The sequence below is a fragment of the Actinomycetota bacterium genome, from assembly GCA_019347675.1.
GTDB lineage: Bacteria > Actinomycetota > Nitriliruptoria > Nitriliruptorales > JAHWKO01 > JAHWKW01.
Genome location: JAHWKW010000006.1, coordinates 1 through 13,392, shown reverse-complemented (window position 1 = coordinate 13,392; position 13,392 = coordinate 1). Strand labels below are relative to the sequence as shown.

The following is a 13,392-nucleotide window of genomic DNA, read 5'->3' as shown; positions in this document are numbered from 1 at the left end:
CTAGGCGTACCAGGAGCTGGACGTAGCAGAGGCGGGCGGCACCGAGTCGGCCATCTCGACGAAGCGGCACAGCGCGTTGGCGAGGCGGAGCTGGCTCGGCTTGCGGCAGCGGACGGTCAGCAGGTGGGGGCTCGCGACGACGATCGCCAGCGCCAGAGCGCGTGAGGTCGCGACGTTGAGACGGTTGAGGCTGTAGAGGAACTCCATGCCGCGGGGCATGTCCTCCGGCGTGGCGGTGGTCATCGAGTAGACGGCGACCGGTGCCTGCTGGCCCTGGAACTTGTCGACCGTTCCGACGCGCGCTCCGTCCGGCAGCACCTCTCTCAGGCGCGCCACCTGGAGGTTGTACGGCGCGACGACCACCACGTCGTCGACCGTGACCGGCGACGCCTGTCCGCGCTCGTCGATCCAGCACATGCCGATCAGCTCATCGACGAGCTGCCGGACGACGCGTGCCTCCTCGAGCGACTCGGTGCGGTCCCCCACGTGGTCGACCGGCACGAACCGCAGGCCGGTGACCGCGCGACCGGAACCGTCCTCCAGCCGCCGGCGCGCACAGACCGCGTGCGGCCGCAGCCGCCCCTCGTACGCGACCTCGGACGTGAACGCGCACACGTCCGGGTGCAGCCGGCGGGTCGTCGCGAGGAACAAGCCCCCGTCGGACGGCACGGTGGCGTGGCCGTCGAGGATGTGTTCGAGGGCCGACACGCCGGAGCCCGGCGGGTGGGCGCCCTTCGACGGCTGGGCGAGCTGCTGCGGGTCGCCGACGAGGATGATGCTGCGGGCGGCCGCGCCGACGGCAACGGCGTTCGCGAGCGGCAGCTGGCTCGCCTCGTCGACGATGAGCACGTCGAGCCGTTGGTCGAACGCCTCGCGCGAGAAGAGCCACGCCGTGCCCGCGACGATGTCGACCTGCCCGGCGTCCAGGCGGTCCTCGACGACCGTGTTGCTCGTCACGCACTCGACGAGGGCGTTCCCGCATCCGGTACCGCCCTTCGACACCTTCTGGATGATCCGTGGGGACGCGCCCGTCTCGGCGGCGCACGCGCAGATCTCGTCGAGCAGGTTCGTGATCGCCTTGTGGCTGAGCGCCGTGATCCCGACCCGCTTGCCCGAAGCGACGAGCGACAGCGCCACCTGCGCCGCGGTGTAGGTCTTGCCCGCTCCGGGCGGACCCTGGATCGGCAGGCAAGTGTCGTCGAGGAGGTGGGAGAGCCGCACGGCCGCGTCCGTTGGGTCGTCTGCGGGGTCGGCGAGCGGTTCGCCCGCCGGGACGCCGCCGATCCGCGGTGGCTGCCCGCGCAGGAGGTCACGCACCGCGCGGTACGGACCCGCCCCGTCGATGCCGTGCGCGATCACCGAGCGGGCGACCCGCTGGACCGCTTCGCGCAACGCCGAGTCGGGGACGATGTCGTAGGGCACGAGCGAGGTGGCCGGCGGATCGTCGGGGTCGCGGCCGGTCTTGAGGTCGATGGTCCCGTCGACGGCGTCGAGCGCGAGGACCTCGTAGCTCCCCTTCGCGCTGCCGGCCTTGTGCACCGTGTCGCCGACCGCGATCGTGAAGTCCTGTGTCGGGTCGAAGCGGTAGCGGTACGCGACCGACCTCTTCTCCGCTCCGAGGTGTGCGGCGAACTCGACGCCGCCGATCGCGTCGGCGTCCTCCGCGAGCTCCTCGTCGGTCATCGCCATGCGCGAGAAGTAGGTCCACCACGTGGACTTCGCCTCGCGCCGGTGCCAGCTCACCAGCTGGGCCAGCAACCAGCGGGCCTGCTCGTCCGCGGAGCGGGCTACGCGGTCGTCGGGCACGCGGTCGAGGAGCCGGCGTTCGAGCTCGGCGACGACCTCCTGAGCGGCGCCGACCTCCGCAGGCGGCTCGGCCTCCCGCGGTGCCGGCCGCGGCAACCCGCCTCCGAAGTCCGCGGCGGCCTGGGTCCGGCGCTCCTCCAGCCACCCGCCCAGCTTCCACGTCGAGATGCAGTCCTCGCGGTTGTAGTCCTCGATGCCCTGGAGCAGCGCCGGGTCGCCCTCCTCGAGCCACCGCTCGTAGGCGACGATGCTCGATGCGGCGTCCTTCACGTCGGCGTCGCGCGCCTGCATGTAGAGCGGCTCGAGCTGCTTGATGGAGTACGACTCGGCCGACACCCGCACGCCCTGGCGCACGACCCGGTACAGGTCGACGAGTACCCCACCGCGCAGCAACCGGTCGACCTCGTCCTCGCGGGTGCCGTGGCGCCCCATCAGCCGCTTGAACGCGGTCTCCTCGTACGGGGCGTAGTGGTAGACGTGCAGGTCGGGCCACCGCTCGAGCCGCGCGACGATGAGGTCGATCACCGCTTCGAACGCGGCCTTCTCCTCCGCGTCGTCGTGGCCCCAGAAGGGGTGGAACACCGGCGCGCCGCGCTCGTCGATCTCGACGACGCCGAAGAGGTACTCGAGCCCCTCGTCACCGACGAACGGGTCGCCCTCGAGGTCGAGGAACAGGTCGCCGGGGGACGGCTCGGGCAGGAGGCACAGCCCGCGGTCGGGCTCCGCCTCGAGCAGTTCGTAGATGCGCTGCCCGGTGCGACGCTCGACGACCTGGAGTCGCGCCTGCTCGCGGAGCCGCTCGGCCGTGGTCGTTCCCATGCGGCCCGGCCGGACGTCGGGCGGAGCGTCGGCGAGCTCCTCGACCGTCGTGATGCCGGCGTCGGCGAACTTGCGGGTCTGGTCGCGCCGCATCCACGCGACGAGGCTCAGGTGGTCGTCGTCGCGCCGGCGGCCGTCGCACACGTCCGCCCAGCGGCACAGCGCGCAGTGGCTGACCGGGTCGGGGTAGGTCTCGGTGTCCGCGGCGAGCGCCGCCTCGAACTGGGCCTTCACCGTGCGGTGGTAGGCGGCGAGCTCCCGCAGCGGGAAGGACCGTCGCTCCATGGTGCCGAGCCGCACGTGGATGTGGTCCGGTGGGTGTCCCTGGATCCGGGCGACGTGCTCGGCGTACGCGGCGAGCTGGAGCAGCGCCGCGGGCTTGACCTGCCGGGCGAGCTTCGTGTCCTCGACCTCGTAGCTCCACGCCCCGAGGTCGCTCGGTCGGTCGACCTTCACGAGGAAGTCCGCGAACCCCATCCACCGGCCATCGAAGAACGTGGCCTGGAAGATGACGTCGACACCGGCGTGCATCGCGTCGACGGTGCGCCGCTCGAGCTCGGTGAGCAGCGCAGCGCTGACCTTCTCGTCGCCGCGCTCGATCTCGACGACGTCGAGCCCCCGTCCCTTCAGGTCGGCGAGGTAGCGCAGCTCGTGCTCGGTGCCCCGGCGCGACAGCACGTCGAGTTCGGGATCGTCCCGCTGCGGGCGGTCGCGTTCGCCGCGGGCGGCCGAACGCTCCAGGACCGTCAGGTGCTCGCACGCCAGGAACCCGACGAGGTCCGTGGGGCTGAGGATGAGGGTCCCGCCGTCGTTCAGCACGTCACTTGCCCGTCGACAGTTCTACGAGGGTGTCCCGGCCGGGACGCAGGTTCGTACGCGCCCAGGCGAGGACGTCGTCCTCCTGGCTGAAGACGATGACCTGGCGGTCGGCGCTGAGTTCGTGCAGGAGGTCGAGCACCGCGGCGGCACGGGCGCTGTCGGTCTGGACGAGCGCGTCGTCGAGGATGAACGGGGCGCTCTCGCCGGTCGTCACGAGGTGCTCGGCCATCGCGAGCCGCAGCAGTAGGTAGATCTGCTCGGTCGTGCCGTGCGACAGCAGGGTCGCCTGGCGGAGCTTGCCGGAGGTGTTGTGCACGTGCACCTCGAGGGTGGCCGGGTCGACGATCGCGTCGACGTAGCGCCCTGCGGTGATGCCGGGCAGGCGACGGGTCACGGCGTCGGCGAGCACCGGCGCGATGTCGCGGTGGACGCGGTCTCGGGCGGCTTCGAGGAACCGCTGCGCGCGGGTGAGGTCGGCGTTGAGCCGGCGGACGCGCGCGAGTTCGCGTTCGGTGTCGGCGAGCGCCTCCTCGGCCTCGGCGACGCTGGGCAGCTGCCGCTCGCGGTCGGCGACCTGACCGGCGAGCAGGTCGGCCTGGTGGCGCAGGCCGCGCGCCTCCGCATCGAGGCGCTCGACCTGCGCATCGAGATCCTCCTCGAGGCGCACGTCGCGTCGGTGTTCCGCGCCGAGGCGAGCGTTCGCCGCAGCCACCGCGGCCTCCAGTTCGACCGTCCGACGCTGCCAGGCTGCCGCCACGGCTTGGGACGCTGCCGCCGCGTCGAAGTCGTACGCCACGCGCCGCAGTACCGACGGGTCACCATCCAGCCCCCACTCCGCGCACCGCCGTTCCGCCGCCTCGCGGCGGGCGGTCGCGTGCGCCACCACCTCACGCTGGAGTGCGAGGCGAGCCTCGAGCTGCGCGACGCGCCGCACCTCCGCCGCAGCGTCGGGGCGTCGGACGAACGCGACGCCGCCCAAGGCTGCCGCCGCGACGAGCGCGACGAGGGCGGCGGTGACCTGCCCCGCCGCGGCGAGCACCGCAGCGAGCGCCACGGTCCCGGCCGCCACGACCGCAGGACGTCGCCAGACGCCGGTGGCCGCGGACCCGCGGCCCGCGACCTCCTCGTCGAGCGCGGCGTCGACGGGCGATGCGGTGGCCTCCAGGTCGTCGGCGGCCTGGCGGAGCTCCGTTACCGTGGGGCCGTCGCCGTCGGCGACGTGACGGACGGTCGGCGCCTCGGCCAGGTGGTCGTCGAGCCGGTGGTGGGCGACGGCCGCCTCGACCGCGTCGAGCTGCTGCTCGGCCTGGCGGGCGTCGTGCTCGGCACGGTCGCGTCGCCGGACGAGTCCGAGGTAGTCGTCGTGGACGGCGACCGCGGCCAGCAGCGTGTCCTCGGCCGCAGCCTTCGCCTTCATCGCGGCGCGCAGGGGCTTCGTCGAGTTCGCCCGGTCGAGGCCGACGTGATCGCTCCGGTACTCGGCGATGCGGCGGATCGCCTCCTCGGCGTTCGCGTCGCGCCCGCCGGTGGCGGCGGCGCGCTGGAGCTGCTCCTGGAGGCCCTCGGCGCCGGACAGGACGCCCACGATGTCGGCCTGGCGCACGCACACGGTGCTGAGGAACGTGCGGCGGTCGAGGTCGAGCAGCCTCGACCCGTCGGGCGCGCCCTCGAAGATGAGGTCGGAGGCGAGGTCGCGGCCGGTCGTGCGGTCGGTGACGCGCGAGTCGACCTTGCCGTCGAGGTCCTGGTGGATCTCGAGGCACCGACCGTCGTCGAGCGCGACCTCCACGGTGACGCACCAGTCGCCGCCGTCCCAGGGGCGGTGGCGGGCGGTGAACTGCTTCACCTCCTTCTTGTTGCCGCTACCTCTGCCGCGTGGCAGCCCGCACAGCCCGGCGTAGAGGGCGGCGTGCCAGCTCGACTTGCCGGACTCGTTGGGGCCGTGGATGACCGTGAGCCCCGGCGCGAGCTCGAGCGCAGCTCCCTGGAGGGGCCCGAACGCCCCAGCGTGGACGCGCGCGATCCGCATCAGGCGACCTCGAGGTCGTCGCGGCCGTCGAGCGCGCGCAGCCCGACGACGATCGTGCGTTCGCGTTCGTCGTCGGTGAGGCCGTCGTCGGCGAGCACGTCGGCCACGAACTGGCCGCGGACGGTCGGCTCGGCGGCGATCGCGTCGAGGTCGTATGCGACGTGGAGCCGGCCGCGGCGCACGACGACCGCGTCGAGGTGGGGCGCCACGTGCGCGAGGTCGTCGAGGTCGAACTCGGCGTCGGGGGCGAGCTCGCCGCTGACGGTCAGCCGGACCGCTCCCTGCCGTCCGGCGAGCTCGGCGCGGGCCCGTTCGATGGCGTCGTGGGCGCTCGCGCAGCCGGTCACGTCGACCTCGATGTCCGCGACGTGCGACCGGGCCACGACCTGCCAGTCGCGGTCGACGGTGCCGTCGTCGTGGACGTCGACGACGACCGCGCCGCGGACGCCGTCCTCCCCGAAGGTCAGCGGGTCGGGGTTGCCGGGGTAGGTGTGGCGCTCGGCGGCCTTGGGCCGGTGGAAGTGGCCGAGGAACGCGTGGTCGATGCCGGCCGCCTCGAGCTGGGCGGCGTCGAAGGGGGCGTGGGGCTGCTTGCCGTCCTCCTCGAACGGCAGGCCCGACCGTTCGGAGCCGTGGAACAGCGCGAGCTGCACCCCGCCGCGCCCGACCTCGAACCCGCCGTCGAGGAAGCCGTCGGTGCCGGCGGGCTTGCGGTGGGCGGCGCCCCACAGCGTGAGCCCGTCCGCGAGGTCGAGCGGCGCGAGCCGGTCCTCGGAGAAGACCGTGACGTTGGCCGGCCAGTCGACGTGGACGTAGAGGCTGCCGGGCCCGAACCAGTCGTGGTTGCCGGGCGCGATGACGACCCGCCGGTCGGTGGCCCCGAAGGTCGCCTGGAGGAACGCGGCGGTGTCGGGCGTGAACCGCTCGTGCTCGTAGAGGTCGCCGCCGCACACGATCGCGTCGGCGTCGACCTCGTCAGCGAGCCCGACGATGCGCACGAGCGTGTCGCGCAGCGCCTGGCGTCGGCGGCGCGCAACGGCGCGCGGCGCCCACGCGAACGCGGCGTCGAGGTGGAGGTCGGAGAACAGCAGCAGTCGCAACTCAGCTCACCCGTCGGTCGATCGAGCTACCGACATGGTGCGGGAGGGGTGTGACACCACCCCGACCGGCCTCCAGGCCGTCGCTGTCACCGCCGCCGGACCGGTCGACACGAGCGAGGAGATCGCGAACGTCGTCATGGCCCCCCATCGGGACGTTCGTCACGGTCATCGACGCCCAGACGGGGGGACTTCACGGTCCGACGTGACCAGATCCGCCGGCTCGGGCGTCGACCCACCGCCACGGAGACCCGTCGACCAGCAACTCGGGATGCCCCGCTGGCGCTGATCCCGCGGAAGCACCGGCGCCGCCGCCAACCGACGACATCGAGGAACTCATCAGGCTGGTGGAGCGCTTCTCCCGCGACGACCGGGAGCGTGTGCTCGATCTCGCCCGCCGGCTGGCCGGCGGCTGACACGTGCCGCCGCTCAGTCGCGCCCCGCGGGTCCGGTGTGCAGATCCACCGCTAGGGACGTCGCGGCGGGAGGGCGTGTCCCTACACGCTCGATCCTTGGGAACTCAGCCGCGCGGGACGACGACGAGATGACCGTCAGCGGCACGAGTTCGACCATCGGCACGAGGGCGCGTTGCGTCGGACGGTCGCCGCGGCTCGCCAGTTCGAGAAGGACGAACGGTTCTGGGTCGTAGCGGCGCTCATGGGGATCTTCCACCCGGAGGACGGCCGCGTTGATCGACTAGCGCAACTGCTCGCTGTAGCGCTCGGCGAGCGACCGCCCGTCGGCGGCTTCACCACGTGGCAGGAGTGCCTGGCCGGCGGACTCCAGCTGTACTTCGAGGCGAACCTGCCCTCGCCGCCCGAGTACCGCGACTGGCTCGGTGACCACAGCTCAGAACGCACTCTCATCCCACATCTCATAGAGGCCGCCGCGGCGAGCGGGAAGTTCGAAGGCCAGACCCGCGTCGACGCTGTACTGATCAGCGAAGGCACCGGCTTCGCGGTGCTGTTCGAGGCGAAGGTGCTCTCCGACGCTGGCAACAAGACGTCGTACGACGTCATGCGCAACCAGATCGCGTGCAACATCGATGTCATGCTCAACGAGAACCCGAGGCTGCAGCCGCCGCTGCGTCATCGCAAGCCCGAGCTGTCGTGCTTCGTCCTCCTCACCCCGGAGATCTTCAAGCGCAAACGACACAGCCGCCTCTACGGGTGGCTGATAGATCCGTACAGGCGGGATCCCGCCTCGTTGGCTGAGGACCTACCGCACCGCGACGAGGCGACGTTGGAGCCGGTCTCTGAGCGCCTGGGCTGGCTGACGTTCGAGGATTGCCAGTGCATCGCTCCGGGCGCCTGCAGATGGCTCGAGCCGGATAGCGGTCCTCGATCGGTACCGCCAGACGGTTAGCACCGGCGTCAGACATCCCACCACTCGCCGTCTGAGCGCCGATCCACACGCTCGAAGAGCTCCTCGAACCGGTCGCCTGCCTCCGAGTGGATGGGAACGACGACCGCGGGTTCGAGCGTGTCGACGAGCCGTCGCAGGTCGGACACGGACGCGTGCCCGGACGTGTGGAGGTGCACCAGCGTCACGCCGTGCTCGTCGAGGGCTTCCCGCAACCGCACGCCGCTCGGCTCGGCGAGGTAGCCGTCCCACAGCGACCACACCGCGGTCCCTCGCGCGTCGAGTACACGGGCGCGCAGGAGTTCGTACCCCGTGGATGACGGCACGTGGAAGAGCCACCGTCCGGTATCGCTGGCGAGCTCTTCGGGGAACACCCGGTGTGGCCGGATGTCGCCGACACGCCAGAACTGCTCGCTCTCCTTGACGCGCACGCGCTGCCGCTGCGGCACGTACACCCGCAAACCCGCGAAGCCGGGTTGGGGGATCGTCTGTCGGGTGGCTGCGGCGACGGTCGCTCCGTACAGGTCGATGACGAGCGTGCGCCCCGAGCGCTTCGCCGCACGGAACACGGTGACGAGCCGGTCGAGGTTCTGCGCGGACCCGAACGCGACGACCGCGCCCTCGGTCCGGTGGCACAAGTCGACGAAGCGTTCCTCGAGCTGTGCTTCCGTCTCGAACGTCGCGTCGTCGTGTGAGGGATCGGCGCGGACGTGCGTGCCCTCCATGAGCAGCACATCGACGTCGCGTGGCGGGTCGCGCAGGAGCCGTTCGAACAGCGCGGCCTTGCGACCGTGTGCGCGCAGGTCGCCGGTGTAGAACAGACGGCGGTCGTCCGCCTCGATGAGCAGCGAGTACGCGTCGAACGCCGAGTGGTCGGCCAGGTAGGGGGTGATCGTGAACGGTCCCAGCTCGAAGGGCTCGCGGTCACGGAGGTGTCCGCCCGCATCCAACCGTCGCGAGATCGGCGAGAAGAACGCTGCGGCCTCGAGCAGCCGCGCCGCTTCCTCGCCGATGAACATGGGCACGTCGACCGGCAGGTCGACGGCGAGGCCGTAGTGATCGAGGTGCGGGTGCGAGATGACGACGCCGAGCAGCGACGGGTCGCGGCTCCTCAGACCCGGCACGTCCGGCAGTTCGATGTCCTCATCCGGACCCACCGATAGCGGTCGGCCGAGGTCCAGGACGATCCGTCGACCGTCGGACGCCGTCACCTCGACGCAGTTCCCGCCGATCTCATGGCTGCCGCGGTGGATCCGGACCTTCACGCGCGCGAGACCATCACAGCTCGTCGAGGTCGGCGGATCCGGGTGAGCTCGCGCCGTCGGGCCGTCCGCCTCGGACGGTGAGGTCGGCGAGCCGGACGAGATCATCCGCGCGGTAGCCGGGCCAGCCGTGCAGCATGTCACGCCAGCGCGACGGCACGGCGCTGGCCCCCCACCTGGCGCCGAGGAGCTGACCGGCGATCGCGGCGACGGTGTCGGTGTCCCCGCCGACCCGGACGGCGGTCATGAGGGCGTCCTCGAGGTGCCGTGGCGGGGCGTCGTCGGGGACCGGCGTCTCGCGGATCGACGCGTAGGCAGCCTGGAGCGCGGTGACGACGAAGCCGTTCCGCGAGAAGGACGCGGCTGGCTGCGACTCGGCCTCCGACAGACGTGGCGCCCAACGGTCACGCGATGACGCCGGCAGCAGGTCGAGAGCGTCACGCACACCGTCCAACCGCTCCTCGCGGACCCCGCGGTCGATCGCGACGCACCACAGCACGCAGCCCTCGCCGGCCAACGGGTCGCCGTGGGTCAGCATCGAGACCTCGGTCGCCGCCGCCGCGATGGCGTCGTCGTCGCCCAGGTGGGCCAGGGCGACCGGCGCGGTCCGCATGAGGCTGCCGTTGCCGGCAGCACCCCGTGGATGCCGTTCGTAGTAGCGGCGTGCAGCGTCCGGAAGTTCGGCCGGTGAGGACACGCTGGCCAGCACCGCGCGCGTCGAGATGCCGACGTCCGTCGGACCGCTGTGTAACCAGGCGAGGAACCGCTGACCGATGGCGTCGACGTCCACCACGCCGGTGGCGGTGACCTCGGCGACGCAGATCGCCATCTGCGTGTCGTCGGTCCACTCCCCCGGCGCCCAACCGAACGTGCCGCCACCGACGAGGTCCGCGACGGGTTCTGGCGACGAGGTGAACTCGTACGGCGCGCCGAGCGCGTCGCCCGCCACGAGGCCGAGCAGCGCGCCCGCAGCGCGGTCGAGCTGGATGCGGGTGAGCCGCGAGGCCGTCACCGTCCGCGCCTCATGACACCGTCATCACACATGGGTGGAACGACCTCGCTTCGGTCAGCGGTTAGAGGTCGCCCCACATCCAGGACCATCCGCTCGCCGTCGTGGTCGACCTCGACGCAGTTTCCCCCGATCTCGTGAGCGCCCCGATGGATGCGGATCCTCATCGCCGTCTCACCGCCGTTCAGACCACGTCACCGGGACGCTCGATCTCCTCGATGCGGCCCTGTCGGTCGAGGTACCACAGCTCGATCGGGTCGACGCCATCACCTAAGGCACGCGACGTAGACAGCGCAACCTTCCACAGTCGCTCACGCCCCGCCTTGGACGGACGCTTGGGGCCAATGGCCACAACCGGCACGACCTCACGCCGTCGCGTCAGGTAGAGCACACCGGGACGCGAAAGCCCCAGTGCCACCCGCTGCCGCAGCATCGCCTCCATGGCCTCGAGGGCATCATCGTCCTCTTCGAGGAGAGTACGGAACATCTTGGCGTAGAAACCCACCTGAAGCGGCACCTTCGCGATCATCCCGGTGGCGGAGTGGTGCTTCGCCTCGATGACCGCGAGCCGGCCACCGATGTCGACGGCGAGGAAGTCCGGACTTGCGCCGACCGTGACGTCCGTCGGCCACCAGGGTTCTGGGCTGGGCCCTCGCCGCAAGCTTTCGTCGAGAGGCTGCCACCAACTCGCCATCATGGCGTCCTTGGTCGCTTGGTCAGTAAAACCCGGCGAAACCTCCCGGTTGATGATCCTGTAGGCATCAGACGTGCCAGAGCTGATCGCCGCGTGAACAGCGCCCTCCTTACCGGTCCACCGCTCGTCGACGGTCGGCACGACCCGTCCGAGGTAGGCGAACACCTGCGGCCATGCATCGTCGAGCTTGGCTGGTTCCTGCCAGTCGCTCCACTCCTCCTGGAAACCTCCACGTGACCGGTGTGTCTTATGGGCAGAAAGGCGAACGCTGCCCTGCCGCTCCTCCAGATCGAGCACCGAGGTGAGCCCGTAGTAGAGCGACGCCCAGCTGACGGGGTTGCTCCCCCTCGTGTCCCGACGAAGCTGGAGGTCGAAGAGCGGCTCGCTCTCTTGTTCCGCGACGGCCAACTCCACAAGCTCACGAGCACCGCCCCCGGTCAAGATCGCCATCAGATCGTCTGACACGGTCCGGTTGAACCAGAGAGCCTTGGACATCACTACCCCACTCCGAGAGATGGCTTGGCCAAAGTAGGCGACCCCTGAGACACAGGCCTGACACCGATCCGACCCGATGCGTCGCACCGGCCCGTAGTGATCGTCCTTCTCGCGGTCATCAAGTCCGCAGGGAGGTGCGAGCGATGGACAGCGCGAATCCCGCCACACTTCGGGTGGTTCGACGAGGGCGCTCCAACCGACCTCGACGTCGAACTCCTGATTATCGAACGAGCCGTTGACTCGATGACATCCCGTGGCACGTGGCCGGCGCGCTCATCCGAGTGGAGGGAAGCCAACCCCGATGGGTGGACGGCTGGCTGTCGGGGCCCCTACGACTCTCGACGGGGACTGAGGTGCTTCTGAGTTAATGAGACATACCGGCGGAGAAATACCCGGCCACGGTCAGGTTCTCGTTTCGTGGTTGTGGCGACGATAGGTGATGCGCGCCGCGCGTGCGGCGATCATGCCCTCGCGTCGCTTCTTGCGGATCTGTGCTCCTCGTCCCTCGTGTTCGTCGTCGGGAGTGACGTAGCCGATGCCGGCGTGCAGCCGGACCCCGTTGTATTCGAGGCGACGACGTTCGAGCTCGGCTTCGAGCAGGCCTGGATCGTCGATCGCTTCGAGGTGGGGCCACTCGTTTTTGATGTGACCCCATAGCGACTCGATGTGCGCCTGGTCAGTTGGGGTGCCGGGACGCCCGACGTGCATCGCCAAAGAGTGCAGCGCCATCCACTCGCGGGTGGTGCCCGACACCATCTGGGGTCCGCCGTCGGAGACGGCGAGCAGGATCGGCAGCTGCTCGTCGGAGTTCGGCTCGACGACCTGCACCATCCGACGTTCGGCCTCGGCAAGCAGCCCTTCGTCTTCAAGCGCCAGGGTGTAGATGACCTTCACGTGGTCGGACTCGCCGCGCTGGTGGGCCACCAGCAGGGTTCGCAGCCACTTGCGTGAGACCAGGTCCATCACCGCCAACGCGTCACGGCCGGCGCGGGCGAACGCCGAGAAATCGTGTCCCCAAACCTGACCCGGCCGGTACTCCACCCAGTCCGGCCACGGCTTCTTCGGCCCCACCGGCTCACGCACCGGCCGCGCGGGGATCACCAGCCCTTCGGCTGTGAAACGACATTCAGGTTGAGGCTGCGGGGCGGATAGAGCGACAGGGTCGGTGAGATTGGCGGGGCGGCCTTCGGGTTGCCCCGTTCGTCGTTGCACGGGCAGGGTCCGCCGGTCGGTAGATGAGCGAGGGCCCTCCCGCTCGTGTCTGGCCAGACCACGGGAGGGCCCCTGTGCTGCGAGGTGCAGCGATGGTGACGGTAAGCCTTGACGTGTCCGTGGTCGAGTCGCAGTTGGCGGGCGGCGGGCTGGCGTGCCCGTCTTGTTCGGGGGTTTTGGGCCCGTGGGGGTGGGCGCGGGAACGGGTGGTGGGCCGGGCGTGGGCCGCACGGCGGGTGCGTCCACGGCGGTCGCGGTGCCGGAGCTGCGCGGCGACACATGTGCTGCTGCCTGCGCTGATGCTGCTGCGACGGGCGGATGGGGCCGAGGTGATCGGCCGCGGCCTGGAGCTGTGTGCACGCGGGTGGAGTCGTCGCCGGATCGTGCGGGAGCTGGGCTTGCCGCGGTCCACGGTGCGGGGCTGGCTGTCGCGCCTCGCTGAGGTTGCCGACACGATCCGGGCGCATTTCACGCGCTGGGCGCTGTGGCTGGATGCTGGCCTGTCACGGATCGAGCCGTCGGGCTCGCCGTTGTCCGACGCGGTGACCGCGATCGCCGTAGCGGCGCGCGCTGCAGGGTCGGGCTCGCCGTGGATGTTCGCGTCGGCGGCGACCGACGGCCAGTTGCTGTCCAACACGAGCTCGCCCTTCCCGGCGCCGTGGGCCAGGTGAACACTCCGCCTCCACCAGCGACCGACGAAGGACGAAGGTGGAGGACGAGCACCGCCGCGAGATCGGCCTGTTCCGCTACGCGCTGATCCGCCCCGCACTGGACGATCGAGATCGGAA

Annotated in this window: 9 protein-coding genes; 2 read left to right on the top strand and 7 right to left on the bottom strand. The window is 70.9% G+C overall.

Annotation, left to right across the window (positions count from 1 at the left end):
* The 3 genes from KY462_05010 to KY462_05000 are packed head-to-tail and all read right to left on the bottom strand — an operon-like array spanning position 1 to position 6,573.
* Entirely contained in the window at positions 1-3,444 is a 3,444-nt protein-coding gene (locus KY462_05010; GenBank protein MBW3577090.1) for a TM0106 family RecB-like putative nuclease, read from the bottom strand.
* Position 3,445: 1 nt separating this feature from the next.
* A complete protein-coding gene (locus KY462_05005) occupies positions 3,446-5,473 on the bottom strand; it encodes an AAA family ATPase (protein ID MBW3577089.1) in 2,028 nt (675 codons plus the stop codon).
* Positions 5,473-6,573, bottom strand: coding sequence for a metallophosphoesterase (locus tag KY462_05000; GenBank protein MBW3577088.1), 1,101 nt, complete (start codon positions 6,571-6,573; stop codon positions 5,473-5,475). The genes KY462_05005 and KY462_05000 overlap by 1 nt, the downstream gene beginning before the upstream one ends.
* A gap of 585 nt (positions 6,574-7,158) precedes the next feature.
* Between KY462_05000 and KY462_04995 the strand changes: the two genes are divergently transcribed.
* Entirely contained in the window at positions 7,159-7,935 is a 777-nt protein-coding gene (locus KY462_04995; GenBank protein ID MBW3577087.1) for a hypothetical protein, read from the top strand.
* An 8-nt stretch (positions 7,936-7,943) separates the two neighbouring features.
* Here KY462_04995 and KY462_04990 read toward each other — a convergent pair whose 3' ends face one another.
* The 4 genes from KY462_04990 to KY462_04975 all read right to left on the bottom strand — a co-directional run bounded on the left by KY462_04990 (position 7,944) and on the right by KY462_04975 (position 12,493).
* Entirely contained in the window at positions 7,944-9,302 is a 1,359-nt protein-coding gene (locus KY462_04990; protein ID MBW3577086.1) for an MBL fold metallo-hydrolase, read from the bottom strand.
* The gene (locus tag KY462_04985) at positions 9,211-10,206 is read right to left on the bottom strand and encodes an ADP-ribosylglycohydrolase family protein (GenBank protein MBW3577085.1); all 996 of its coding nucleotides are present in this window, start codon (positions 10,204-10,206) and stop codon (positions 9,211-9,213) included. The genes KY462_04990 and KY462_04985 overlap by 92 nt, the downstream gene beginning before the upstream one ends.
* 181 nt (positions 10,207-10,387) lie before the next feature.
* Positions 10,388-11,479 (bottom strand): hypothetical protein, encoded by a 1,092-nt coding sequence (locus KY462_04980; protein ID MBW3577084.1) that lies wholly within the window; start codon positions 11,477-11,479, stop codon positions 10,388-10,390.
* Between the two features lie 315 nt (positions 11,480-11,794).
* Complete coding sequence (locus KY462_04975; protein ID MBW3577083.1) at positions 11,795-12,493, bottom strand: integrase core domain-containing protein; 699 nt, start codon at positions 12,491-12,493, stop codon at positions 11,795-11,797.
* A 203-nt stretch (positions 12,494-12,696) separates the two neighbouring features.
* On the opposite strand from KY462_04975, the gene KY462_04970 reads away from it, so the two are divergent.
* Positions 12,697-13,275, top strand: a complete 579-nt coding sequence (locus KY462_04970) for a helix-turn-helix domain-containing protein (GenBank protein MBW3577082.1) — start codon at positions 12,697-12,699, stop codon at positions 13,273-13,275.
* Positions 13,276-13,392 lie beyond the last annotated feature (117 nt).